This window comes from Klebsiella sp. D-Nf1, from assembly GCF_002810515.1.
In the GTDB taxonomy this organism is placed as follows: Bacteria; Pseudomonadota; Gammaproteobacteria; order Enterobacterales; family Enterobacteriaceae; genus Klebsiella; species Klebsiella variicola.
In genome coordinates, this window is record NZ_PIOK01000001.1 from 1,421,415 (window position 1) to 1,446,299 (window position 24,885).

The 24,885-nt window shown below is 55.3% G+C and carries 19 protein-coding genes and 3 pseudogenes; 12 read left to right on the forward strand and 10 right to left on the reverse strand.

The annotated features are described in order from the left end of the window. Nucleotides 1-102 precede the first annotated feature (102 nt). Entirely contained in the window at nucleotides 103-591 is a 489-nt protein-coding gene (locus tag CWM54_RS07020) for a DinB family protein (RefSeq protein WP_100696549.1), read from the forward strand. Nucleotides 592-836: 245 nt separating this feature from the next. Here the strand turns inward: CWM54_RS07020 and CWM54_RS07025 are convergent, their stop codons facing one another. Continuing rightward, entirely contained in the window at nucleotides 837-1,763 is a 927-nt protein-coding gene (locus tag CWM54_RS07025; RefSeq protein WP_100696551.1) for a LysR family transcriptional regulator, read from the reverse strand. A 173-nt stretch (nucleotides 1,764-1,936) separates the two neighbouring features. Here CWM54_RS07025 and CWM54_RS07030 point away from each other — a divergent pair, with 173 nt between their 5' ends. After that, a complete protein-coding gene (locus tag CWM54_RS07030; RefSeq protein ID WP_100680444.1) occupies nucleotides 1,937-3,067 on the forward strand; it encodes an alpha/beta hydrolase in 1,131 nt (376 codons plus the stop codon). 163 nt (nucleotides 3,068-3,230) lie between these two features. Then, the gene (locus CWM54_RS07035) at nucleotides 3,231-4,427 is read left to right on the forward strand and encodes an MFS transporter (RefSeq protein WP_061154344.1); all 1,197 of its coding nucleotides are present in this window, start codon (nucleotides 3,231-3,233) and stop codon (nucleotides 4,425-4,427) included. A 114-nt stretch (nucleotides 4,428-4,541) separates the two neighbouring features. On the opposite strand, the gene CWM54_RS28020 is transcribed toward CWM54_RS07035, so the two are convergent. The 4 genes and pseudogenes from CWM54_RS28020 to CWM54_RS07045 form a co-directional block, all read right to left on the reverse strand. After that, nucleotides 4,542-5,231, reverse strand: coding sequence for a hypothetical protein (locus CWM54_RS28020; RefSeq protein ID WP_133123742.1), 690 nt, complete (start codon nucleotides 5,229-5,231; stop codon nucleotides 4,542-4,544). A 155-nt stretch (nucleotides 5,232-5,386) separates the two neighbouring features. Beyond that, nucleotides 5,387-5,642: pseudogene (locus CWM54_RS29220) on the reverse strand (transcriptional regulator). Nucleotides 5,643-6,323: 681 nt separating this feature from the next. Further along, a pseudogene (locus CWM54_RS29225) lies at nucleotides 6,324-6,437 on the reverse strand (LuxR family transcriptional regulator); the annotation flags it as partial. Between the two features lie 143 nt (nucleotides 6,438-6,580). Then, on the reverse strand, nucleotides 6,581-8,113 hold the full coding sequence (locus tag CWM54_RS07045; protein ID WP_100696553.1) for an MFS transporter: 1,533 nt from the start codon (nucleotides 8,111-8,113) through the stop codon (nucleotides 6,581-6,583). A gap of 120 nt (nucleotides 8,114-8,233) precedes the next feature. Between CWM54_RS07045 and CWM54_RS07050 the strand changes: the two are divergent. The 3 genes and pseudogenes from CWM54_RS07050 to CWM54_RS07060 all read left to right on the forward strand — a co-directional run bounded on the left by CWM54_RS07050 (nucleotide 8,234) and on the right by CWM54_RS07060 (nucleotide 12,493). Then, nucleotides 8,234-9,170 (forward strand): annotated as a pseudogene (locus CWM54_RS07050) (LysR family transcriptional regulator). A 496-nt stretch (nucleotides 9,171-9,666) separates the two neighbouring features. Then, nucleotides 9,667-10,752, forward strand: coding sequence for an SIR2 family protein (locus CWM54_RS07055; protein WP_064170300.1), 1,086 nt, complete (start codon nucleotides 9,667-9,669; stop codon nucleotides 10,750-10,752). A 1-nt stretch (nucleotide 10,753) separates the two neighbouring features. Then, nucleotides 10,754-12,493, forward strand: a complete 1,740-nt coding sequence (locus CWM54_RS07060; protein ID WP_038422666.1) for an ATP-binding protein — start codon at nucleotides 10,754-10,756, stop codon at nucleotides 12,491-12,493. Between the two features lie 299 nt (nucleotides 12,494-12,792). On the opposite strand, the gene CWM54_RS07065 is transcribed toward CWM54_RS07060, so the two are convergent. From CWM54_RS07065 to CWM54_RS07090, 5 genes are all read right to left on the reverse strand, one after another. Next, nucleotides 12,793-13,845 carry a restriction endonuclease gene (locus tag CWM54_RS07065; protein ID WP_100696557.1) on the reverse strand — a complete coding sequence of 351 codons (1,053 nt, stop codon included), beginning with the start codon at nucleotides 13,843-13,845 and terminating at the stop codon, nucleotides 12,793-12,795. A 785-nt stretch (nucleotides 13,846-14,630) separates the two neighbouring features. Beyond that, nucleotides 14,631-15,620, reverse strand: coding sequence for an isopenicillin N synthase family dioxygenase (locus CWM54_RS07075; RefSeq protein ID WP_100696561.1), 990 nt, complete (start codon nucleotides 15,618-15,620; stop codon nucleotides 14,631-14,633). Between the two features lie 20 nt (nucleotides 15,621-15,640). Continuing rightward, nucleotides 15,641-17,059, reverse strand: a complete 1,419-nt coding sequence (locus CWM54_RS07080; RefSeq protein ID WP_100696563.1) for an amidohydrolase family protein — start codon at nucleotides 17,057-17,059, stop codon at nucleotides 15,641-15,643. A gap of 11 nt (nucleotides 17,060-17,070) precedes the next feature. Next, nucleotides 17,071-18,060 (reverse strand): ABC transporter substrate-binding protein, encoded by a 990-nt coding sequence (locus tag CWM54_RS07085; protein ID WP_022065085.1) that lies wholly within the window; start codon nucleotides 18,058-18,060, stop codon nucleotides 17,071-17,073. Between the two features lie 296 nt (nucleotides 18,061-18,356). Beyond that, on the reverse strand, nucleotides 18,357-19,256 hold the full coding sequence (locus tag CWM54_RS07090; protein WP_061154336.1) for a LysR family transcriptional regulator: 900 nt from the start codon (nucleotides 19,254-19,256) through the stop codon (nucleotides 18,357-18,359). A 208-nt stretch (nucleotides 19,257-19,464) separates the two neighbouring features. Here CWM54_RS07090 and CWM54_RS07100 point away from each other — a divergent pair, with 208 nt between their 5' ends. Genes CWM54_RS07100 through CWM54_RS07125 form a run of 6 tightly spaced genes read left to right on the forward strand, consistent with a single transcriptional unit; the run spans nucleotide 19,465 to nucleotide 24,885 of the window. Continuing rightward, the gene (locus CWM54_RS07100; RefSeq protein ID WP_100696565.1) at nucleotides 19,465-20,433 is read left to right on the forward strand and encodes a PDR/VanB family oxidoreductase; all 969 of its coding nucleotides are present in this window, start codon (nucleotides 19,465-19,467) and stop codon (nucleotides 20,431-20,433) included. An 11-nt stretch (nucleotides 20,434-20,444) separates the two neighbouring features. Beyond that, entirely contained in the window at nucleotides 20,445-21,728 is a 1,284-nt protein-coding gene (locus CWM54_RS07105) for an amidohydrolase family protein (protein ID WP_100696567.1), read from the forward strand. Next, complete coding sequence (locus CWM54_RS07110; RefSeq protein ID WP_074385632.1) at nucleotides 21,718-22,197, forward strand: RidA family protein; 480 nt, start codon at nucleotides 21,718-21,720, stop codon at nucleotides 22,195-22,197. The genes CWM54_RS07105 and CWM54_RS07110 overlap by 11 nt, the downstream gene beginning before the upstream one ends. Further along, complete coding sequence (locus tag CWM54_RS07115) at nucleotides 22,194-23,075, forward strand: creatininase family protein (protein ID WP_100680456.1); 882 nt, start codon at nucleotides 22,194-22,196, stop codon at nucleotides 23,073-23,075. The genes CWM54_RS07110 and CWM54_RS07115 overlap by 4 nt, the downstream gene beginning before the upstream one ends. After that, nucleotides 23,075-24,058 (forward strand): ABC transporter substrate-binding protein, encoded by a 984-nt coding sequence (locus CWM54_RS07120; protein WP_100680457.1) that lies wholly within the window; start codon nucleotides 23,075-23,077, stop codon nucleotides 24,056-24,058. Before CWM54_RS07115 ends, CWM54_RS07120 begins: the two co-directional genes overlap by 1 nt. Continuing rightward, on the forward strand, nucleotides 24,055-24,885 hold the full coding sequence (locus CWM54_RS07125; protein ID WP_004175785.1) for an ABC transporter ATP-binding protein: 831 nt from the start codon (nucleotides 24,055-24,057) through the stop codon (nucleotides 24,883-24,885). The genes CWM54_RS07120 and CWM54_RS07125 overlap by 4 nt, the downstream gene beginning before the upstream one ends.

Consider the following 24,885-nt stretch of genomic DNA (forward strand, 5'->3'; position numbering starts at 1 on the left):
AAAAGCCTCGCCCCGGCGAGGCTTTTTTGTGCCTGGCGGTGGATAATGACAACTCACTGGCATAATCGCTAAGATAATGGCTCAACCAACCCGGGACGGACTATGGACAAAGACACAGTAGTGACGCTGTTGAAATACAAGCGCTGGATTGACCTTGCCACCTTACAGGCGATCCGCGCAATTGACGGTACGATATATGGCGAAAAACGTCACCTGACCATCAGGCTGATGAACCATATCCATGTCGTTGACATGATTTTCCGGGCGAACCTGCGCGGCAGGCCGCACGGTTACACCGCGCTGAATACCCCCGAGACGCCAACCGTTGATGAGCTGGAAACGGCCATGACCGCCTGTACGGATGAGTACATTCAGTACGTCAGCGCCATGACCCCCGCCGATTTCCACGAACGTATCGCCTTCAAATTTGTCGACGGTGGTGACGGCAATATGACCGCGTTGGAGATGCTGAACCACATGCTCTTTCACGGCGCCTATCACCGCGGGGCGGTGGGCTGGATGATTGGCGAATGCGGCGGCGTGCCGCCGAAAGAGGTGCTGACGGTTTTCCTGCGCGACCATCATGCCTGAGTCTCGTCACGTGATGTCCCTCTGCGCAAGTGGCGCAGGGGAACGGCCTCATGGCGAATGACGCAGTCCTGCTCGTCGCCATGACGTCTTGCTAATCACTCCCAAAGGATGCTTCCGCGGCTAATTCGAATCGTGCCGGGTATGATAAAGGCTGCAGAGGTAATGCGTCAGACTCGTCCAGTCTCCCCAGAGGAATGAGCCCGTCAACGTAACCATGAGCCTGATAGAAAATGGCCAGCGAGGGATCAGCCGGGTCCGTTAGCGCGGCTGTCCGCCCCGGGATAGTCCCTCAGGATGTCGATAATCACTCGCAGCGCACTGGACACATTGCGGTGCGGATAATAGATATGAAACCCCGGGAAGGTATGACTGTAATTCTCCAGAACCGGTATCAGCCGACCGCTTGCCAGTTCGTCCTGCATCAGATCCGCCGCTTCATAGGCCAGCCCCACGCCCCGCGTCGCGGCTTTAATGACGGTGCCGGCATCGCTGAATACCCACCCTCCGGCGGGATTATGTCGGTACAACCGATCGCCATCATGCAGCTCCCATCCCCACGGTGAACCATCCGACATGCGATAGCCAATGCAGGGATACTTTTCGAGTTCGCGGGGATGCGTGGGGGTCCCATGCTGGCGGAGGAAATCGGGGCTACCGACAACCCGCATCGGCACATCGGCGCCAATACGCACGGAGACCATATCCTCGTTGACCATACTGCCGTAGCGGACCCCGGCATCGTATCGCTCCTTCACAATGTCCACAAAGGTATTATTTTCAATGAGTTCCAGTGCAATATCCGGGTAAGCATCGCGCAACGACTGCAATCGCGGTAGCAACAGCTGTTCGATAGCCTGCCTGCTGCCGTTAATGCGCACGGTTCCGGCAGGTTTCTCCCTGAGCTGATTCAGTAGTATCCAGCCATTCTCCAGCTGACCGAAACCCTGATCGAGCGAACGCAGCAGTTTTTCCCCGGCCGGGGTGAGCGCGACCTTACGGGTACTTCTTACCAGTAACTGCAGATTAATACTTTTCTCCAGCATGGTGATGCTGCGGCTGATGCTCGACTGTGCGAGGCCCAGTCTGGCCGCGGCGCGGGTAAATCCCCCCTCTTTCGCCACATGATAAAAAAGATAGAGATGGTGCAGATCCTCACGACGAAAAATATCCACCCTGGCTCCTGTGTCTGGTCGGTCTCAATGGTTTTATTTATAACATAGATGCATTAATGAAGTGCGGTTTTACCCGCTAATCAGAACGGCTTTAGTTCTCTACTATAAGCGCCATCAACACTCACACAGAGCGGGACATCCTGGTCTGCACTTCACACCCTTCAGGAGTATTTATGGCTGCTTTTTCTCATCGAACGCGACATACGGGATTGATCATAGGGATGGCGATGCTGTTTGGCTCAAATGCCGCCTTTGCAGACCTGACGCTGCCCATGAAAGGCGACGCGGATGTTAAGCTCATTCAGACCTGGGATAAAACCTTCCCACTGAGCCGCGCCGTCGACCATCAAAAAGTCACGTTTAAAAACCGCTACGGCATTACCCTTGTCGCCGACGTCTATGTGCCGAAAAATCACCCGGCCGGTAAGCTTCCTGCCCTGGCGGTCAGTGGGGCATTCGGTGCCGTTAAGGAGCAGTCATCCGGTCTCTATGCTCAGGAAATGGCCCAGCGTGGTTTTGTCACCCTGGCTTTTGACCCTTCCTATACCGGCGAGAGCAGCGGCGAACCGCGTAATATCGCCTCTCCCGATATCAACACGGAAGATATCATGGCGGCCGTCGACTATCTGGGTCTGCTGGATATCGTTGATCGGAATCGCATTGGCCTGCTGGGCGTCTGCGGCTACGGCGGGCTGAACCTCAGCGCGGCAGCCATGGATAAACGTATCAAGGCCGTCGCCACCTCGGTGATGTATGATATGTCGCGCCTGTGGGGTAAAGGCTTCCAGGACAGCTATACCCCGGAACAGCGTAGCAAAGTACTGGAAAACATGAGCTTGCAGCGCTGGAAAGACGCCGAGAATGGCGTGCCTGCTTATGAGAGCCACAATGTCAGCTTTGATAAAGCGGGTAACGTAGTCCGGGATAAAACTATCCTGCCAGCAACGCTGAAAGCAGATGCCGATCCCATTACTCGTGAGTTCTTCGATTATTATCGCACCCAGCGTGGGTATAACCCGCGGTCGGTTAACTCCGCCGGGTCATGGTCAGTGACAACCCCGATGCCGTTTATGAATTTCGCGCAGCTGGATCATATTAAGGAAATCTCGCCACGGCCAGTGCTGATTATTACCGGTGAGAAAGCGCATTCGCGTTACTTTGCGGAAACCGCCTACCAGGAAGCGGCTCAACCCAAAGAACTGGTCATTGTTCCGGGTGCTAACCACGTGGACTTATATGACAATCAAAGCGGGAAAATTCCGTTTGATAAACTGGACCGCTTCTTTAAAGCCAGCCTGAAATAATTTTAAATTGACCTCCATTTTAATCTCTGCGCCGGGACTAACCCGGCGCACAGGAGTCAATATGCCTAATTTTGGTTTTTATAATCCAACCCGTATTGAATTCGCTGCCGATAAAGAAGGTAGCGACGCCTGTCGTAAACGTTAAGGTGTAATAAACCCCATTATGAATCTCAGAAATCATTCAGCTTATGCTGATGAAAAACGCCCTTCCTCCAACTGGACGGGAGTATTTGCTATCACACTCTGCGTATTTACGCTAATCGCTTCAGAATTTATGCCGGTGAGTCTGCTCTCCCCCATCGCTCTGGATTTGGGGATCACCGAAGGCACCGCGGGTCAGGGAATGACGATCTCGGGAATATTTGCGGTCTTAACCAGCCTGCTTATTCGCAAGCTGGCTGGAAAAATGAACCGCAAATATCTGCTGTTACTGCTGACCGCGTTGATGGGGATTTCTGCTTTAATCGTGGCAATGGCGCCGAATTTTAGTATCTACATGCTGGGGCGCGCACTGATTGGGGTGGTCATTGGCGGCTTCTGGTCAATGTCTGTCGCCACGGCGGTCAGGCTGGTCCATATTAGTCAGGTTCCGCGCGCTCTGGCCGTTTTTAATGGCGGCAATGCGCTTGCCACCGTCGTGGCTGCACCGCTTGGCAGCTATCTGGCGTCAGTCACCAGCTGGCGCGGTGCCTTTCTGAGCCTGGTGCCCATCGCGATAGTGACCTTCATCTGGCAGTGGATAAGCCTTCCCTCAATGAAAGCGGGATCGCATCAGGCCGCCAGCGGTTCAGGTCTGGGAAGACTGCTGGGCGATCGTTCCGTGGCGATCGGCATGGGCGCGGCCGGTATTTTTTTCATGGGGCAGTTTACCTTATTCACTTATATTCGGCCGTACCTCGAACTGATCGCTCAGGTCGATGCCAGGACCATCTCGCTAATATTATTAGTGATCGGTATTTCCGGACTGGCGGGGACCACGGCTATAGGGCTGATGATTAAAAACCAGCTCTATAAAACGTTAATGATTATTCCACTACTGATGGCCCTGATTGCGTTGCTGCTGATCCCGCTGGCGACAAACGTTGTCGCGGTATCGATTCTGCTGGCCCTGTGGGGCGTACTCTCCACGGCGGCACCGGTAGGTTGGTGGAGTTGGGTCGCCCATGCCACCAAAGCGGATACCGAATCAGGCGGGGGGCTGATGGTCGCGACAGTGCAGTTTTCCATTGCCATTGGCTCAACGGTCGGCGGTATTTTATTTGATCATCTGGGCTATGAGAGCACCTTTTGCCTGAGCGCCGGGATGCTGGTCGTGGCCGCGCTGATGGCGATCCAGACGGCGCGATGCTCTGCTGGCTGAGTCATGCTGTTGATAGTGAGCGACGTGAGCAGGCGCTGCTCCTGCTAATGTTGACGCCCGCTCGGCAGACCTGGATAGCCAGGCCAGGATGTCTCTGGCCTGGCTATCCACGGTTCAGGAAGTACATTGATGATACCCTTCATTGGCCCATTGATGAATGCCATCGGGTCCTTTTGGTGTAGAAGGTTTAGGACAAGCCACTGAAGTATAAGCGCTTCCCGCCCTTCCTTTTGTTATTGTCTGGCGTGAATTCGCCCCTACGCCATCCATACACCCTGTACGGCAATCATTCGCATCAAACCACATCACGGTAACAGCAAAGCCACAATGATTAATCCAGAAGTCAGCCAATGAATTCGACGTCGAGTCACGGGTAAGGCAATTATCGGCCGGAGGATAGGATTTAACTGATGAAGAAACCGATGGCTGCCCTTGCGAAGACGCCGTTCTCAGGGCGGCGTTTTGGGGCGTGGCGACGGTCGAGACTGAACCGCCAGCCGCGCTTTGAGTTGTGGTTTGAGATCGCGAACCTGATGAACTGTGGGATAATTGAGTCACCGGTTGTTTATTCGCGACGCTGGCGACCGTATTATATCCCGTTTGCGGATCGCTGGTACCGCCGAGAGTAAATACGTCATAAAGCATGACAATCGGCAAGGTCGCGACATACCATGTCGCGACACCATAATGGCCTTTATCAATCTCCTTCCCGGTTTCGTTTAGTGCTTTTTGCGTTGTGCAGGATATTAACGCGGGGAATAAAATCACGATGGCTATCACACGAAAGAAAAACATATTAACCACTCCCATCCAGCAGGAATTAGATATACGGACTGACCGCTCAGGGAGCGATTAAATCCTTCATTCGTTTTATGAGGATTATAATGGCGGCAATAACAGACTCACTCATTCATATGAATGAGTGGATGAAATAAATCAGCCGTGAATCGCGCGGAGGATCAGCAGAAGTTCAGCCTGATGACGAGTATGGGTTTTCCGGTACAGGGCGCTGAGGTGGGTTCTGATCGTGGCGATGGATACGCCCAGATGTAAGGCGCATTCATCCGGCGTCATGCCCCGCACCAGCAGCTCCGCCACCGCATTCTCGGCAGGCTTAACGTTAAACAGCTCCATCAAGGCGCTGCCGGTGAGAAACGGCTCGGGAATAATCACACAGGCGACCCCGGCAAGACGGGCCGCCGGGATCACGAGGATCGGTTTCGGCTGACGCCCGGCGGTATAGCACAGCCCTGCCTTCGGCGGCTCTGCCGTCCGGGTGGCCTGCTCGATGGCGCGTTTCAGCTTTTTACTGTCGGTATCGAGGCACAGCGTATCGCCCCCGCTATACCAGGAGAGGCGGGCGTTGGCGCGCAGGTAGCGTTCGGCATGCGCGCTGGCGTAGAGAATTTTACCGCCATGATCCACCAGCCATACCGGGTAGATCCCGTTGTCCATCACCGCGCTCTGGTATTTAATGGTGTCCCGCAGCTGTTCAAACCGGGCGTGAAGCTGGCAGGCGGTTTTTAACGCCGGGATCAGGCGCCTGAACAGCTCAAACTGCACCGGCTGCGGATAAGCCGCCGTATTGGCCGTCATCAGTGACAGATAGGTGGCATAGCCATTGATGGTACACAGCTTGACGCTGGTGAGATTATTCAGGTCGTTGGGGTGATGAAATTCATTGTAATAGACGCTGCCGGCAATAAACTTATCGCCCAAATACTCGCGGTCCCGATATATTTGCCCGACCGGTAACGCGGTCAATATTTTTTCGGCGGGATCGATAGCCAGAAATACATCCCGATAGGCGGTAAAGACCTTCTCCTCGAGCAGGAATGAATCGGTCAACAGATGCGCATTGCCTTTGTCGTAAAACAGAAATGCCGCGTACTGATGGCCGGTCAGTAACGCCAGTTTCTGCAACGCCGATTTCCACAAATCAGGATCCAGGGTGGCCATCAGCACCGTTTCCAGGATCTCGATGTAAATCAGTTCCGGATCAATCGCCATAACGACACCTGTGAGTCACTGTTTCCGCGGCCGGAGCGGCGCATGCGCCGCCCTAATCAGCATAGTTCCGCCAGCGAAACAATGACAGTCCCGGTTCGCTAAGCAGACCGGGAAGCATGACGCCAATGCGTTATCAAGGGGGTTCAGGATTCGCTGTTGCGGGTTTGGAAAGCGCTCCCCTTCCGGCATAGCGTCCGCCAGACCATCAGGGCGCACAGCAGGGTGACGATCGCCAGCGCGCTAAACAGCAACGTATAGGCAAAGTCATAACTCTCACGTAGTAGCCGGAGGGAAAGGTCAGGCAAAAGCACAGCCGCCTGCGGCATATTGCCGGCCCCCAGCCAGCCTGCGGCGCGGTCAATCACCTCGGGCGCATACCCGTGAACGCGACTCTGCAGCGTCAGGGTATTGCTTGCCGTTAATACCGCCGAAACGACCGCCAGGGCGATCCCCTCGCCGGCAACACGAACGGTGTTGAACAGGCCTGCCGCCATACCGGCTTTCGCCACCGGCACAGCGGAAATCGCCAGGCCGTCCATCAGCCCCCAGGGAAGCGCTGCCCCCGTCCCACAGAGGATCAGCGCCAGCACCAGCCGCGGGAGATGCTGGCTGTGAAAAGCCTCTCCCAGCAACAGCAACCCGACGGAGGCCATCATCAGTCCTCCCGTGGACACCATCCCGGGGGAAAACCAGCGGGTGAGCAGGGCTGCAACGGAAGGAAAAACCAGCATCGGCGTGGTTAACGCCATCAGATACAGCGCGCTCTGCGACTCACTCATCCCCTCTCCGCCCATAAAATGCAGTGGAACAATAATCAGCAGGACAACGTAGCAACAGCAGGTGGCGACAGGCAGTAACAGCACGCCGACAAAACGCGGATGGCGTAGCAGGGAGATGTCCAGCACCGGGTTGTTCACCCTCTGGCAGCGCGCGACAAACGCCACGAACAGCCCCGCCGACGCGATGAACAAGGTCAACGTCGGCAGCGATAAAAAACCGCAGGCCGGAATGACCATGAGCGATGAGGTAAACAACATCAGGGCCAGCGTAAACAGGGTTAAACCGAGGTTGTCGGGTTTCCGCGGCTCGCTTTTTTCTGCCGCGGGCAGATACGCCAGTCCGATAAGCAGCACCCCTGCCGAAAGCAGCGCAAACAGGGCGTATACGCCGCGCCAGCCCACCGCGTCGGTCATGAAGCCGATCATCAGCGGGCCAAACGCCAGGCCGGCGCCGAACACCGTGCCCAGGATACTGAATGCCCGGGTCCGCTGAGCGCCGTCATACAGCTGGGCCAGCGCCGCACTGCCGCTGGCTAAAATCATCGCCGCGGCCAGGCCTTGCAGTGACCTCAGCATGCCTGACAGCAAGAGATCGTGTGTCAGGCAAAACAGCAGGCTGCTCAGGCAAAACAGCGCAGCGCCGGCAATGAAGATGCGTTTTCTGTCGATGGCATCCGCCGTCACCCCTGCGGCCAGCAAAAAGCTGCCGAAGGTCAACATAAAGCCATTGGTCAGCCACGACAGCGCAGCGGGAGAGCCGCCCAGCGACTGCTGTATCGCGGGGGTGGTCATGACGCCGCCGGTAAAACTTAACGGCAGCAGCAAGGCCGCCATAAAGACAGAAAGCGCGGCCAGGGCGCTGGCGTATCGGGAAGGTGTTCTGGCGGTACGTGACATCTGGCGGCCCTCATAAGGTGGCAAGGAAGGAATAAATAAACTGCCGCCATCCTATTGCGGATGTTATTGCCGATAAATAGACTGAAAATATCTTCTTAAGAGACATAAGGTTTATAATCGATGGACAGCCTCACCTCGCTGACGTCCTTTGTCCGCACCGCCGAAACGCTAAGCTTTGTTCAGGCCGCCAGGTTGCTGGGCATATCTGCCTCGGCGGTGGGTAAGAATGTCGCCCGGCTTGAGCATAAACTGGGGGTCCGGCTGTTCAACCGCAACACCAGAAATGTCAGCCTGACGGCGGAGGGGGCCGCGTTTCTGTCCCGCTGCCAGAGTATCCTGGAGCAGATCCAGGAGGCCGAGTCAGAGCTGACGAGCAGTCTCTCACAGCCCACCGGCAAACTGAGGATTTCACTGCCCGTCATCGGCTACCGCCTGCTGCTCCCCGCCCTCGCCGCCTTTACCCGTCTTTATCCGCAGGTTGAACTGGATCTCGACTTTAGTGACCGGCTGGTCAATCTGATCGATGAAGGATTTGATGTCGCTATCCGCAGCGGTGAATTAGCGGACTCCCGCTTGATCGCCAGAAAGCTGGGTGGCTTTCGTTTTGTGCTCTGCGCCAGTCCGGCCTATCTGGCGGAATACGGCGTCCCCGGCTCGCCAGCGGAATTAGCGGCGCACAAGTGCATTTTTTTCCGCTTCCCCTCGACGGGGCTGATCCAGCCCTGGGAACTGCGCGATATGCGGCTGACGGGAGATTTCAGGGCCACGGCCGTGATGACGGTCAATAACATTGAGGCCGCCATTCGCTTAAGCGCGGCGGGGATGGGCATCGCTTATGTGCCTGATTTTGTCGTGCGCGAGGCCATCAATGAGGGACAACTGCAGGAGATGTTGCCCGGCTGTTGCGTCAAGGATGGGCATTTCTCGGTCCTGTGGCCAGCCAGCCGCTACCTGTCACCGAGAATACGCTGTTTCATCGATTTTATGGCTGCGGCAGAGATCCCCTTGTCACCCGCATCGGCGACCCCTATCCCTTGTGTCTAACAATTTGTGGTGATTAGCTACCCCCACTGAAGCAGAGTGTGCCGCCCCCTTCCCCTAAGGTCAGAAAAGTCTGCACCGCTGAATCTTGATTTGCAGCACATGGCCCTCCGCTTTACCTTTCACACCAGTTCATCTGGGTGAACGGTTTCCTGAGTTGAAGGTCCGCTGCGAGCGAGGAGCGGACATCCACAATTCTCCTCGCAATTAACGGAAGCATATTACATCACGATGAATTCTTTAGTGTGGAACAGGTTTGACTGTGGGTCCAACTCTATGCAAGAGACTTCCTTGCTGCGATAACATCCATTTTTCTCAATGATGATCTAAAGCAGGTTTACGTGGAGAAAATCCTGCAATTAACAGAAACTTGATATAACTCTACAAATAAGAATTCTTGATAATTGCTCTGCAATAAAAGCTTGAAGCCATAAAGTAAGAGCATAAAGTACTAATGCTGCAGATGTTAGGTGGTAAGCACTGAAATTAGATGTTTTAAGTGGGGGAGAGACATGGAGTTGACGAAGGAGTCTGCATATCAAGCGATTGCAGAGTTTTTTACTGAGAAGCCGTTTGTTTTATTTGGTACAGGAACTTCATGTGCACTTGATCTAAATTTTGGGATGCCAGCCCTAGAACGTCACCTCCGAGCCGAGCTGACCAGTGGTATGACAGATACTCAGGCACAACAATGGAAGCAAGTTGTCTCCGTTCTCGATGAGGGTAGCCATGATTTTGAATCCGCTATGGACTTCATCAAGGATGAGACTCTGACCACTCGAATAGTCGAACTAACTGCAAGCTTTGTTGCGTATCATGATAACGTTCACGCCCACCAAATCATTTCAGGGTTACGCGATTGGCCTGCTGGATCACTACTGAAAAAGCTCGTTGAGACTCTGCCACAGGCCGATAAGCAACTTCACGTCGCAACCCCCAATTACGATTTATTAGCTGAGTACGCCTTTGTTCGACACAAGATTCCGTATATTACAGGATTTTATGGAGGATTCCTTCAGCGTTATGACTGGAATGAAGCAAAAAAAACAGTTCAATCTATACATAAAGGTTTAGGTAAGCCGAGACAATCAACAAGAATCGTTGAATGCAAACATGTCCGACTACACAAACCACATGGGTCATTAAATACATTTGAATGGGAAGCTCACCTTATTGAGTGTAATAGTTGGATTCTCAACAAACCTGAAGGCGTCGTACGGGCGATGATCACTCCGGGTACAGCCAAATATCAGCGATTACATAAAGATAGAGCACAGTTAGCTGAATATGACAACGCAGTTGGGAACCATACTTGTTTTCTGTTCTTAGGATTTGGCTTTAACGATTCACAACTGGTAAATAACGTATTTAGACAAAAACTTGAACAAGATCAGTGCCGTGCGTTGGTGATCACGAGGGATTCAAACCCAAGGATCGAGGAATGGTTAGATAAATGCCCAAATATGTGGCTTATCTGCAAACAGACAACTTCAGATAAAAGTAGAATCTACAATTCAAAGTTTGAAAACTGGCTGCATGTAGATGACAAGGAATTATGGCGTTTTGACGCTTTCACTAACGAGTTCTTAGGTGGGTAATATGGCTCTTTTTACTTTTAATGATGACAGCTACATACTTGGTAATATTCGTGAAGTAGACACAAGAAAAGTAACTATTCTGGTAAACAGTGACAAGGACCTGCGTAAGGCCAGAGTTGGGCAGCTTGTAACAGTGCAACTAAGCGGAGCAACAGAATGTTGGCTCATTGGCATGATTGATAAGGTAATCAAAGCAGTAGTTGCTCAGACTCTTACTCTAGAGGTGCAAGAAGATGATGCTGACGAGATAGACGCTTTTGAAGATAGCGTAGTCAACACAGTCAAGATTACGTTAATGGGTGGGGCTAAATGGGATGCCATCGATCAAAAATATAAGTTTTCGAGATCTCTAGACCACGTTCCTGAAATCGACACGACCTGTTACATTCTTAAAGATGCCCATCTAGAAGAATTCATGCGTGTAATTTCTGAATGTGGCAATGGACAGAACTCGCTTGAATTAGGTTCTTACAAACTCAATGAAAATGCACGCGCTTATGTTGATGGAAATAAATTATTTCAGCGACATGCTGCTCTACTTGGTAGCACAGGTTCAGGTAAATCGTGGACGGTTGCATCAATTCTTGAAAGAAGTTCACGACTACCATCTTCAAACCTCGTGGTATTCGATTTGCACGGTGAATATAAAGAACTTTCCTATGCAAAACAATTGAGAATACCAGGGCCGGATGAGGTTGATGTAGAGGATGATTCTCTACTATTCCTACCCTATTGGTTGCTCAATTCAGAAGAGATTCAGTCATTATTCGTTGATCGAAGTGAATTCAGTGCACACAACCAAGTTGTGGTTGTTCAAGATGCAATTACCGAGCAAAAGAAAGATTTCCTTCAAACGAATGGTAGAACCGACCTGCTGCAGTCTTTTACACTCGACAGTCCAATTCCATATTCTCTGAGTAATGTCATCGGGAAGCTAAAATATTTAAACGAAGAGAAGGTCGATGGCTCAAGAGGTCCTAAAAATGGCCCTTTCAACGGCGAATTCTCTAGGCTGCTAGTTCGTATGGCAAGCCGCTTAAACGACCGACGCTATGGTTTCCTCTTTAATAGTCCTGATAAATACAACCTATATGATTCGTTGAGCATGATCGCTGAAAAACTGATGGAGTATGGTGAGCAAAAACAAAGCATAAAAGTAATCGACTTTTCAGAGGTTCCGGCCGATATATTGCCAGTAATAATCGGGTTGGTTGCACGTATCATCTATCAGGTTCAATTCTGGACTGATCCGAAGAGTCGTAGACCAGTTGCCTTTGTCTGTGATGAGGCGCATCTATACTTACCAAGAAAAGAAGGTAACCCAGTTGAACGAAGAGCGGTTGAAGCATTTGAAAAAATTGCTAAAGAAGGACGTAAATATGGCGTTGCATTGATGATTGTAAGCCAAAGACCTTCAGATGTAAGTGCCACGATTCTCAGCCAGTGTAACAACATCATTTCTTTGCGTTTAACGAATGCAGATGACCAAACGACAGTGCGTAAATTACTACCCGAAAGCTTGGAAAGCCTTTTAGAGGCACTCCCTATCATGGATGTTGGAGAAGCTATGGTTGTCGGTGATTCAGTGCTCCTACCAAGTAGAATTAAAATTGATCCTCCAACACAAAAGCCGTTAAGTGCAACAATAGATTTTTGGTCTCGTTGGCAGGAAAACGTTACCAATACAGACTTTGCACTGGCAGTAGAAAACATGCGTCGACAAAATAGAACAAGGTTATAACCGGAAATAGCCCCGCGGACGAGGGGCTTTCACAGGCTAGATTTGTTTAAGTCCGTCTTTGGATGGAGTCGTACATTCAGAGCAATTTGAATAACATAAAACTCTGACAGCTCTTTTGTTAATTAATTAATTATACGGTCAGCAGTTTAGTGCAATATTTGAAGGCTGCTATCAGCGAGAAGCGGATGTTCATAACATCCGCTTGAAGTCCATTTCTAACATTTACATAGTATTCCGAATGATAAATTAAATCTGTGGTGATTCAACTTTTAAATTTTTACCATTTTATTTACCATGGATTAACGAGGGAGTGTCAGTAAAAAGTTATCGGCAATTTCGAAAAGGCAGTCAGTTGGATCTTCCCCACGTTCCTTCATATGAAGCATTTCACATACTTTTTCATCGTTTATTATGAGCATAAGTTTACCTTGTTCTCGCATAGCTCCTTGAGTCATAGCTATTGCATGTGCCTCTGCTCCTGTCCTTGTCATAATAATTGCCATACGCCTGAGTCCTTTTTCCAAAAGATATTTTTCCGTGGTGAGTATCTGGCCTTGCTTTATTTTCCCTGCATAGTTTTTAAACTCAAAAAGAACATAACGGCTATCAAGGTGTTCAATAACAAACTTCCAAAATTCAGTAGTGGGTCTAATACGACATACATAATCATAACGGTTCAGACCGTCATCGGTTCTTTTTTGTGAATGCCAGCCATGGAGGTCATTAGGAAAAAGATACCTAAGGATTTCCTCACATTTTTTTTCATATTGATGCCAAGATGCTTTCCCTTTTTTTATACTCTGTAGTTCAAGGCAAAGTTCTGTGCCTTGATTTTTATGTCTTTCAATTCGGTTACTCTTATGAAGAGCCTTATCCCTAATGATAAAGTTACTCTCTTTACGAGAAAGGTGCGTTGTTAGAGCTTCATTTAGATTGACTTCTAGTAGTGCATCCAATGACTCCGCTAGTTCAGGATGAGAACTGCACCAAATTCTTAAGTCAGCCTGGTCTACAAAAGTAATACTAAATTTATTTTCAAGAACCTCTCGCAACTCAGGTGTGAGAAAGCAAGAAACGACTAACATCCCTTTGTTTACACCTGCAGCTATGCCATTACTCGAAATGCGAGTTGCAGCTGCATCAATAAGTGAAGGCTGAGCTCGCGCTGTACGGTAGAACTTAACTTCAATAGCCCATCTTTCTTGTCCAAAATCAGCAAGCAGATCAAATCCATTGTCCCCTCTGCAACTATTTCTTTTTATCTGAAAGTTGTTTACTTTCAGAATGCGACAAACGAGCTCTTCGAATAACTGCCATGTTGGTTTTAATTTGTTCATTTTTAATAACTTCATCTAGATATCAGGGATTAATATAAACATATACCTTAATAGTTATTAATGTTTCATATGGAGCTGTATTGTAAATGCAAAAAAAATATCCTTATCATAAGCTTTCCTAATTTGCAATACAGCACTTCATCCTATTTATTATTACATGATTTATCAAGCTAAAAATGCTAAGCAAGGCATTAATCATTCCCTCACCATTTCCTCCGGCATATCTTGAAACCCCACCCATTTTATAGAAAACCATCATTCTGTTTGGGTAAACTTATCGTATTAACATTATTGATTTTTAGCAATAACAGAGTCTAATTTGTTAGTGCCGAGATCACATTATTATTTGCTCATAACTATAAAATGTCTGCTCCTGGCACAAAGCAGACGTTAAAACCTACAGCATCGGGAAGCTTCTGAATACCGCGTAAGCGGCATGAGGGTGCCGATGAGGTTACATGTGTCTGTGGAGTCAAATGGCGCCGAAAGCCCGGCGTAGCCGGTTACCGAACTATAAATTCTGCCCCCTGCCCTGGTTAGCCTTAACCCACTAACAGCTATAAAGAAGTTAAGGTAATCCCTTTACCCCCGGTGAGCTGGCTTTACGGCGTTTACGACATAAAGGGCGTGATTTCCAGGGCCTTAACCAAGGTAGCTTGCTGCTGACGCTTAGGGGGATGTTCTTCAGTTATTTCAACGACACCAGGCAACTTAACACGGTAGCTGAAAAGCTCAGCGCCAGATATCCTGCCGCAGGGCCAGCGAAAGCCGGCGGCAGGTATATCATTCAAGGGAGCATCTTACCCTTTGGCGAAATTGGCCTGGATCCGCTGCTGCAGATAATCCTCGGCGCTGATGGGCGGGTACTTTCTCTGCGGCCCGAGGATCTCGACATCTTTATTGGCCTGGCAGAAAAACGCCAGGCTGTAGCGCGGCCCCTGATATTCATGCGGCAGCGGGTTTCTCACCCGGTGGAAGTTAGACGGCAGCTGGTCGTCGCTCCAGCGCATCAGCATATCGCCGATATTGCAGGTGATCACCTCTTCCCGCGGCTCAATGCTGGTCCACTGCTGGCTTTCACGGTCTTTACCGGGACAAACCTGCAGGCCGCCCTGGCCGGGGCGCTGGAACAGCAGCGTCAGGCAGTCAAAATCGGTGTGCGCGCCGGCCCGCCACATCCCCTGCTGCGACTGCTCGGTCGCATAGTAATGCAGCATACGCAATGTGCTCTGATAGGTGTCACGCTGCGGATCGTGCGCGGTGGTGAAAAACGATTCTGGAAAACCGAGCTTCAAAGCAAAGCAGGAGAGGATCTTCATCCCCAACTGCCAGCACTGCGATTCAAACCCGAGCATCGTCTGCTGGAATGCTGGCAACTCCCGATCGCTGGGCCAGCGCCCGGCCATTAGCGGCCGGGTGATCTGATACGACTCTTTTTGATCCGGCGTGCGGGTCGATGGCCGAACCTGCGCTTTGCTTTCCCAGCCGGCGTTGCCGGCCAGCGGATACTGGCGCTTCACCTCGTCGGGCAGGTCGAAAAACGCCTCGGTCATGCTGAACGCCTGGCGGATATCCGCCAGCGGAATACCGTGATGGCTGACCTGGAAGAAGCCGATCTCCACCGCCGCCTCCCACAGTTGTTCGGCAATTTCATTTTTTCTTTCGGCAAAGTTCGACAGGTCGATACAGCGCACTTCGCGGGCGAAGGTCTCTTCGCCCTGGGCGCCCATCAGCGCCTCTTTTTCCAGTTCCTGTAAGGCGTAGCGTTGATTCTGAGTGGTTGAGGTCATCGTCATTATCCTGTTATCAGTTAAACAGCGGCGCGCTGTTGGAGGGTACGGACTGCCGTCAGCGCGTCGTGGCGCATCGCGTCAAGATCGAGACCTGGAATGGCGTCATCTTCCACGATGGGCCGGCCATTAAGCAGCAGCGCCTTCAGCGCGGCACGCCCACCGCAGGCCACCGGCCCAATGGCCATATCATGCAGGCCGAAGTAGCGCGGATCGTCCAGCCGGTAAATGGCGAGGTCCGCCTGCATCCCGACCTGCAGGGTGCCGGTCTGCGCTAAGCCAAGGATCTGCGCGCCGCCGGCGCTGCCCCAGCGCACCACATCCTCCACCGTGGCCGCATCGGCCCCGCCCTCAAAGGTGCCCCCGGCGTAGCGCGGCTGCGCCAGCATCCCTTTGCGCGCGCGCTGTAGCAGCCATGCGGCATGGGCTTCGCTTTGCATATCCGCCGCTTCATTCGAGGCGGCGCCGTCCACCCCCAGCGAGACCGGGACCCCGGCCTGCTCCAGCGCCAGCAGATCGGCGATGCCGCTGCCCAGTCGGCCGTTGCTTTGCGGGCAGTGGGCAATGCCGGTTCCGGTGCGGCCCAGCAGGGCAATCTCCTCCGGCAGCAGCTTCACCAGATGGGCAAACCACACGTCATTTCCCAGCCAGTCGTGCTCCGCGCAGAACTGCACCGGTGTCATGGCGAATTTCTGCCGCGCGGCGTCGAGATAATCGACGGTTTCCGATAAATGGCTGTGCAGCCGGATCCCCAGCTGGCGGGCCAGCTTCGCCATCTCCCGCAGCTGGGCGCCCGGCGCGGAGTGCAGGACGGTAGTGGGCGCCATCACCACCCGGCGCAGAGAATCGGGCCGGGGGTCGTGATAGCGACTGACCAGCCGTTCGACATCCGCCATATAGCCGTCGAAGGTTTCCGGACGCAGCGCCACCGGCAGATCCTGCTCCACCGCCCGGCCCTGGGTCGCCCCACCCCGGCACAGGACGATACGCATCCCCAGCGCCTCCCCTTCGCTGAAGACAATCTCCGAGGTATCGAAGGGCATATCCGGCCAGTACAGGTAGTTGTGATCCGCCACGCTGGCGCAGCCCGAGCGCAGAAGCTCCACCAGACCAATGCGCACCGCCAGACGAAAGGTATGTTCATCGAAAGCCGCGCGAAAGCGGTACGGCGTGGCGCTCAGCCAGGCCGTCAGACTCTGGTTCAGCCCCTGCGGCTCGCCCTTCAGCAGCGACTGAAAAAGATGATGGTGCGTGTTCACCCACGCCGGATAGATCACGCAGTCGCGGGCATCAATCAGTCGCTCTTCCGGCAGCGGGGTCAGGCTGCCGATGGCGGCAATCTTGCCGTCGCGGATGCGAATATCCGGCCCGGCCAGCCGCGCCGCCTCTCCGGGCAGACCGCTGAGGATGGCATGGGCATTTTTAATCATTAATGACATGTCGTCGCTCCTCAGGGTTTGACCTGCATGGCCTGAACAAATTCGGTGGTGTAGGCCTGTTTCCAGTCGGTGGCCGCCGCCAGCAGACCGGTACTGACCATAAAATCGCGGGTCTTCTGCCAGCGCGCGTCGGTCATCGTCCCCCAGCCCTGGCTGGCGGCATCCCCGCCGTCGATCAGGTGATGCTCACGGATCTGGGTCACGCCCCAGGCGAGCAGATCGTCGGTCATTTTCGGATTGTCCTGCTTAATCAGCGCATTTCCCGGCGCCGGATCCTTGAGATAGCTCACCCAGCCCTCCATTGAGGCGCGGACGAACTTCGCCATCGCCGCTTTACGCTCGGCGATGGTATCCGGGCGGGCGATGAGAATGCCGCCGTAGGGGGGATAGCCGTGTTCGGAAAAGAGGAAGAAGTTCGCCTTCACCCCGGCCTTCTGCACCTGGAACACCTCGGAGCTGACATAGGCCTGCTGGGCGACAGCGTCATCGACGACAAAGGGTTGAATATTGAAGGTATAGGGGCGAACCTGCGCATCGCTCAGCTGGTATTGCGCCTTCAGCCACGGCCACCACGTCGCCTGACCGGAGCTGGAGACCAGAAGGGTTTTGTCTTTCAGCCCCTGCAGGGAGGTGACATCGGCATGGGTCAGCAGCCCCTGGGGATCGTACTGAAAGGGCGCGGCAATGGCTTTTGCCTGGAAGCCGCGCTGAATGCCTTCCAGCAGCTGCAGATCGTAGCCGATGATCACATCGGCTCGCTTCGACAACAGCAACTGCATGCCGTTGACCTGGGGGCCACCGGAACGGATCTCGACGTCGAGACCATATTTTTTGTACAGCCCAGTGGCCTGAGCCTGATAATAACCCCCCTGCTCCGCCTGAGCGTACCAGGAGGTCAGCAGAACGATTTTCTCCTCGGCCTGAACGGCCAGCGAGACACCGCCGAGAGCCATCAGGCCCAGCCAGCGAAAGCCCCGGGGAAGGCGTGCACGACTTTTCATTATCCCTCTCCTCTTCATGCCGGGAGAGGGGCGAGCAAACCACGGCTCAGCCTCCCATCCCGGTCAACATTGAACCGCGACATGGTGACTGAGCAATGTCCCGTATGGATAACCCGTACTGACCGCTTCTACTCACACTCAGCTATACAAAAACAATGCCAGATTTGATTGCCCCGCGAGCGGCCGCGAGAAATCGCCTGCACCGCCGCCCTTGGGCATGCAACCTTTGATTCATGCACACAAAGAACGCACCATCATGGTGCGTTAATGAATGATTTTAGTGCCTGCCCGGTCTCTCACAGCTGACTGAAGAGCATCTCCAGCTGGTTCAACATCATCGAGGCGGCGAGGGAAAGCTGGCGGGCGGGCGAGACGCACAGCGCCAGCGTGAAAGGCTTAAGCTGCGGATCGGTTAGCGGTACAAACGCCAGCTGGCCGGACTCGATCTCATCGAGAATATCCAGCCGGCACAGGATGCCGATGCCCATCTGCTCTTTGATCAGGGTGCGGATCATGTGAATGTTGTTCGACACCGCCACCTCCTTCACCTCGTTGCCGCTGATGTTCACCAGCGCCTCCACCGGCTCGCTGATCATCAACGGGGCGGACGGCAGGATAAACGGGTAGTCGATGCACTGACTAAAGCGCACGGCACTGCGGCTGGCCAGCGGATGGCCGGTCGGCACCACGATCCCCATATTCATCTCGGCAAACGCCCGCACCTGCAGTTCGCGGGAGGTCTGGGGATTGAGCATGATGCCGAAATCCGCCTCGCCAGAGATCAGCGCCTGCTGAATGTGGATATTGTTCATGGTGGTCAATGTAAAAGAGATGTTGGGATAATGTTTATGCACCTCTTTGAGCATCGTCGAAAAAAAATGCCGGTTAATGGCATCGATGGTAGCGATACGCACATGCCCCCGCCGCAACCCGCGCAGGTCATCCAGCTGTTCGCAGACCCGGGTAAAGTCCTTTTTCCAGTTATTGGCCGCGTGCAGGAGCAGCTCCCCGGCGGCGGTCAGCCGCAGCCCGGTGGGATGGCGCTCGAAGAGCGGCATCGCCAGCTCCTGTTCCACGCGCAAAATCTGACGGTCGATGGAAGACGCCGACACATGCAACGCCTCTGACGCTTTACGAAACGATCCCTGACGGGCCACTTCGGTGAAATAGAGCAGAAATCGGGAGAAGGCAAACATGGTTTGGGTGCTCTCTTTTTTGCAACGGGTTGTGCGAATCAAAGCTCTGGACGCAACAGTTTTATCACAATACCGTAGCATTCATAGCGGAGAAACGATCGTTTCACCCATTTTCTTGCACGCCGGACAGTTTACCGCGAAGGGGGAGTTATCTCTTCGCCGACCCTGGCCGCCCTGCAGACAGCGGAATGAGGGAGAGTAAACGGTAATGCACAGCCACGATCTTATTTCGGTCTCGGTCGGGGAAATACGCCCCAACGGACAGGGAAATCTATCCGTAATATTGCAGGCGGCGGCCGGGGAAATATTACCGGCCTACTCTGCCGGGGCGCATATCGATATTTTTATTCCCGGCATTGGCCCCCGTCAGTATTCCCTGTGCGGCATGCCTGACCGCGGCAAAGACTATGAAGTTTGCGTCAGGCTGGCTGAGACCTCCACCGGCGGCTCACGCTATATGCACCAGCAGCTCAAAGCCGGCGATCGGCTCTCCATTTCGCCGCCGCGCAACCATTTTCCCCTGCCGCAGGCCGGGCGCTACCTGCTGTTTGCCGGCGGTATCGGCATCACGCCTTTGCTGGCGATGGCTGAAGCGATTGCCGCCAGAAAGGGGGCGCTGGAGCTGCATTATTATGTCGCCAGCTCACGCCAGACGGCCTTCTCCCCGCGCCTGACCCAGCTGGCTGCGGGCGGCACGGTGGCGATCCACTGTAGCGAGGAAGGCGCGTCGTTTCGCCAGCGGATCCCCGCCTGCTTAACCACGCCCGATCCTGAAACCACAGTGGTCGCCTGCGGCCCGGAGGGTTTTATTCAGCGACTGCAGTCGGTCATGGAGGAATATCGCTGGTCACCGTCGCAATTCGTATTCGAGCGTTTTACTCCCGCGGCGGAAAATAATACTGCGGCAAAAAATGCGTTTTATATTGAGCTGGCCTCCAGCGGGCAGCGCCTGCAGGTCGCCGCGGATCAAACCATTGCTCAGGTATTACAGCACGCCGGCGTGGAGGTGATGCTCTCCTGCGAACAGGGAATGTGCGGCTCCTGTATTACCGGGGTCCTCGACGGGATCCCCGAACACCGGGACAGCGTGCTGACGGCGGAAGAGAAAGCTGGCAACGACCAGATCACGCTCTGCTGTTCGCGGGCGAAATCGCCGGTTCTGGTTTTGGACCTGTGAGGAGACTGACGATGACGTCCCCCTCCTCTTCCGCGCCGCTCGCCGGGATCAGCCGCGCCCGACTCCCGGCCTGGGCGCTGCCCGACGGCTGGCCGACGCGGGCCAACGGCGAACCGCTGCTGGCGGACCTGACCTTTCGTGACGGCCGGATTGCCGCATTGACCCCGACCGACCAGCCGACTCCCGGCCTGTGGGACCTGGCGGGGGCCCTGACGCTCCCCGGCCTGGTGGAACCTCATGCCCATCTGGACAAGACCTTTACCATTGAACGCTGCCGTCCGGCGCAGGCCGGGCTGCTGGCGGCGATCCACGCCATGCACGAGGATCGCCAGCACTGGACCAGGGCGGATATTCAACGTCGGGCGTCCGCCGCGCTGGCCCGGGCGGCAGCAAATGGTGTGACCCATTTGCGTAGCCATATCGACTGGTTTACCGCCGACGCACCGGACGCCTGGCAGGAGCTCGCCCGCCTCGACACCGTCGGCATCACCCTGGAGCGGGTGGCGCTGGTCCCGCTGACCCTGTTTCGCGATCCGGCGGACGCCGGGGCCATTGCCCGAACGGTCGCCACCAGCGGGGAGGGCTGCCTGCTGGGCGGCTTCATCCACTCCTCCAACTGGGACGCCGCCGCCATGGCAAACCTGCTGCGTAGCGCGGCCCGCTGGGAGCTGGATCTGGATTTGCATATTGATGAGGAGCTCAGCGAAGTGTCTCAGGGGCTGACCTGGCTGGCGGACCGTCTCTCCCGCCACCCTTTTCCCGGGCATATCTGCTGCAGCCATGGCTGCGCGCTGGCCGCCGGCAGCGACGAACAGGCGGCGCCGATCCTGCGCCAGCTGGCGGCGCACGGGGTCACCCTTATCGCTCTGCCGATGACCAACCTGCTGCTGCAGGATGCGACGTTCGGTCGCACGCCGCGCCAGCGGGGGATCACCCTGCTGCACGAGGCGCAGGCCGCCGGCGTGGCCACCCTGCTCGGCTGCGACAACGTACAGGATGCCTTCTGCCCGGCGGGGAGCTATGACCCGCTGGACACCCTGGCCTGCGGCCTGTTCAGCGCCCAGCTCAGCGACCTGTTCGACCGGCAGTCGCGGCTGATCTGCGATCGCGCGGCGTTAACCGGTTCGCCGGCAGACGCGGCGCCCTTTGCCATCGGCGCGGCGGCCAGCGTGGTGATTTTCCCGGGTAGCGACCGTTTTACCTGGCCTTTAAACAGCGCCGCCCGTCTGGTGGTTAACCACGGCAGGTTAACCCACCGGCGCGTGTGGCAAGAGGAGATGGCATATGAGTCTTGAAGCAGGCGCGGGGGCGCCGCTGGCGCGGTATGCCGCCTGGCGCAGAGCCGGTGATTTTATTTTTCTCTCCGGCATTATTCCGGTCAATCCCCTGACCGGCACCATCGTCAACGGCTTTCAGGATGTGCCTGAGTCGGTGCGAGAGCTGCTGGGGGCGACCGGCGAATTTTCGACCGATGCGAAACAGGGCCCGATCCTCGCCCAGAGCTGGTACGTACTGGAAAGCATCCGCCGCACCGTGGAGTCCGCCGGAGGGCAGATGAGCGACGTTATCAAGCTGGTGCAGTACTTTCGCAACCTTGACCATTTTCCCTATTACAGCCGGGTCAGGAAGCTGTTTTATCCCGACCAACCGCCCGTTTCCACCGTGGTCCAGGTCAGCGAAATGCTGCCCGACGCCACGGTATTGATTGAAGTCGAAGCAACCGTCTGGTTACCCCCGTCATTTAACTCCGAGGCTCCGCGATGATTAACGGTTACATTCCTGCAGCGCGCTTTCTCCCTTTTCTGAGCTGGACGGACGTTGCCGCCCTGCCGGATAAAAGCAACACGGTTATCGTCCTCCCCACCGGGGCGATCGAACAGCACGGCCCGCATCTGCCCTGCTCGGTGGACAGCGTGATATCTTCCGGCGTGGCGGGCCATGCCCTTGCCCGGCTGCCGGCAGCGATCCCGGCCTACGCCATCCCGCCGATCACCTACGGTAAGTCCGAGGAACATCTGCATTTTCCCGGCACCCTGACCCTCAGCGGCGATACGCTGCTGCATACCGTGCTGGAGATCGCCGAATCCCTCTATCGGGCCGGTTTTCGCAAGCTGCTGATGATCAACGGCCACGGCGGCCAGCCGCAGATCCTGCAGATAGCCAGCCGGGAAATGCGCCTGCGCCACGGGGATTTCATCGCCATCTCCCACGACGTGTTCAACGTGCCCAACTGCGAAAAACAGTTTCTCAGCCCGCATGAACAACGGATGGCGATGCACGCCGGGCATAGCGAAACGGCGCTGATGCTGGCGTTGGCGCCGGAGTGCGTCCATATGGAACGTGCCGTCGCTAATTTCCCCCCCGAATTCCCCTGCCCGACCCTGTCGAAAGGCCGTCCGGCGGCCGCGTGGGCGTCCTATGACTTTGGCCCCAGCGGGGTGATTGGCGACCCGACCCCGGCGACGCGGGAGCAAGGCGAAGGGCTTCTCGACTCCCTCGCCGCCAGCTGGGCGCAAGCGATCATCGAGATCCACCGCATGGCCTGGGTCGAACGTCGCGAACCGACCTGGGGCAAACAGCACTGGCACGGCTTTGTTCAGTCCCTCCCCCCCTCTTTCGCTGCTGAATCCAAGGAGCCATGATGAATACCAGATCGACGCCCGTTTTTACCCTGCTGACCGTGGCCGCCCTCGCCACCTCAGCCTCCGGCTTCGCGGCGGAGAAGTTTACGTTTCTCACCAACTGGTATGCCCAGGCTGAGCACGGCGGGTTTTACCAGGCCCAGGCCACCGGGCTGTATCAGCACGCCGGTCTCGACGTCGAGATTAAAATGGGCGGCCCGCAGATCAACGTCATGCAGTTGATGGCGGCCGGTCAGGCGGATTGTACCCTTGGCGACAATGGTCAGGCGCTGGAGACCTGGCAGGCCGGGGTGCATGCGGTGACCGTCGCTACCGTGTTCCAGCACTCGCCGACGGTGTTTATCACCCATGACAAAGTGGAGAACCCGGCGGAGCTTAAAGACAAAACCTTCCTGCTCGCCACCGAGGCCTATACCTCTTTCTGGCCGTGGGCGAAGAGCGAGCTGGGTCTGGCTGGCAGCAAAGTGCGCCCCTATACCTTTAACGTCCAGCCGTTCCTCGCCGATAAAAATCTGGTGCAGCAGGGCTACGTGACCTCCGAGCCGTTCTCCGTCGCCAAAGGCGGGCAGCCGTTCTATGTCTATCCGCTCAGCGACTGGGGCTACCCGCCCTACGGCAACTCGATTATCTGTATGGCGGACACCATCCGCAAACGTCCGGCTGCGGTGGCGGCCTTCGTCAAAGCCTCAATGGAGGGCTGGAAAAGCTACCTGCAGGATCCCGCCCCCGGCAACAGCCTGATCGGTAAAGCAAATCCGCAAATGGGCGCCGAGCAGATCGCCTTTGGTATTGCCCAGATGAAGCAGTACCAGCTGGTGACCGGCGGCGATGCTAAGACCGGCGGCATCGGCATCATCACCGAGCCGCGGCTGAAGAAAACCTGGGACATGCTGGTGAAAAACAAACTGATCGACGCCAGCAAGGTGCCGTTTGAGCAGACTTACACCCTGGAGATGGTCAAAGACGCCGGAGTGATGCCATGAATACCGCCCCGAAACTGACCGTGATGAGCGACACCCGCTTTACGCCCGCCTCTGCCACCCCGGCCATCGAGGTGCTGTCGGCGGAGAAGATCTACAGCAACGGTACCCGGGCGCTGCTGCCCGTTAACCTGACCATCAATCAGGGGGAGTTTATTACCCTGCTCGGCCCGTCCGGCTGCGGGAAGAGTACGCTGCTGAAGATGGTCGCCGGCCTGGTGGAGCCCAGCGACGGCAAGCTGATGCTGTGGCGGCGCGATAGCCGGGAGAAAGCCCAGCATCCGCTCTCGTTCGTCTTCCAGGAAGCCACCCTGATGCCGTGGAGCAGCGTGCGCAATAACGTCAGGTTGCCGCTGGATCTGGCCGGCGTGCCGCGCGCGGAAGGTAATACCCGGGTGAGTGAAGTCCTTGAGCTGGTGGGGCTGGGCAAATTCGCCGACGTCCTGCCGCGCGAACTCTCCGGCGGCATGCAAATGCGCGTCTCCATCGCCCGCGGCCTGGTCACCCGGCCAAAGCTGCTGCTGATGGATGAGCCCTTCGGCGCACTCGATGAAATTACGCGTAACAAACTCGACAGCGACCTGCTGCGTCTCTGGCAGGAGCAGAACCTGACGGTGGTGTTCGTCACCCACTCGATCCACGAAGCGGTGTTTCTCTCACAGCGGGTGATCATGATGGCGGCCCGTCCCGGACGGGTGGTCGAAGATATCGCCATCCGGGAGCCGTTCCCGCGCAGCGAGGCGTTCCGCGTCAGTCCGGCCTTTTCCCTGTATGCCCGTCAGCTGCAGGACAGTCTGTTGCAGGCCAGCCAGTCCGGCATGGAGTCATAA

Bases quoted from the DNA above. Each gene is read 5' to 3' on its own strand.
- CWM54_RS07020 (WP_100696549.1), top strand. From the start codon at position 103: ATGGACAAAGACACAGTAGTGACGCTGTTGAAATACAAGCGCTGGATT.
- CWM54_RS07030 (WP_100680444.1), top strand. From the start codon at position 1,937: ATGGCTGCTTTTTCTCATCGAACGCGACATACGGGATTGATCATAGGG.
- CWM54_RS07035 (WP_061154344.1), top strand. From the start codon at position 3,231: ATGAATCTCAGAAATCATTCAGCTTATGCTGATGAAAAACGCCCTTCC.
- CWM54_RS07045 (WP_100696553.1), bottom strand. From the start codon at position 8,113: ATGTCACGTACCGCCAGAACACCTTCCCGATACGCCAGCGCCCTGGCC.
- CWM54_RS07055 (WP_064170300.1), top strand. From the start codon at position 9,667: ATGGAGTTGACGAAGGAGTCTGCATATCAAGCGATTGCAGAGTTTTTT.
- CWM54_RS07060 (WP_038422666.1), top strand. From the start codon at position 10,754: ATGGCTCTTTTTACTTTTAATGATGACAGCTACATACTTGGTAATATT.
- CWM54_RS07065 (WP_100696557.1), bottom strand. From the start codon at position 13,845: ATGAAGTTATTAAAAATGAACAAATTAAAACCAACATGGCAGTTATTC.
- CWM54_RS07075 (WP_100696561.1), bottom strand. From the start codon at position 15,620: ATGACCTCAACCACTCAGAATCAACGCTACGCCTTACAGGAACTGGAA.
- CWM54_RS07080 (WP_100696563.1), bottom strand. From the start codon at position 17,059: ATGTCATTAATGATTAAAAATGCCCATGCCATCCTCAGCGGTCTGCCC.
- CWM54_RS07085 (WP_022065085.1), bottom strand. From the start codon at position 18,060: ATGAAAAGTCGTGCACGCCTTCCCCGGGGCTTTCGCTGGCTGGGCCTG.
- CWM54_RS07090 (WP_061154336.1), bottom strand. From the start codon at position 19,256: ATGTTTGCCTTCTCCCGATTTCTGCTCTATTTCACCGAAGTGGCCCGT.
- CWM54_RS07100 (WP_100696565.1), top strand. From the start codon at position 19,465: ATGCACAGCCACGATCTTATTTCGGTCTCGGTCGGGGAAATACGCCCC.
- CWM54_RS07105 (WP_100696567.1), top strand. From the start codon at position 20,445: ATGACGTCCCCCTCCTCTTCCGCGCCGCTCGCCGGGATCAGCCGCGCC.
- CWM54_RS07110 (WP_074385632.1), top strand. From the start codon at position 21,718: ATGAGTCTTGAAGCAGGCGCGGGGGCGCCGCTGGCGCGGTATGCCGCC.
- CWM54_RS07115 (WP_100680456.1), top strand. From the start codon at position 22,194: ATGATTAACGGTTACATTCCTGCAGCGCGCTTTCTCCCTTTTCTGAGC.
- CWM54_RS07120 (WP_100680457.1), top strand. From the start codon at position 23,075: ATGAATACCAGATCGACGCCCGTTTTTACCCTGCTGACCGTGGCCGCC.
- CWM54_RS07125 (WP_004175785.1), top strand. From the start codon at position 24,055: ATGAATACCGCCCCGAAACTGACCGTGATGAGCGACACCCGCTTTACG.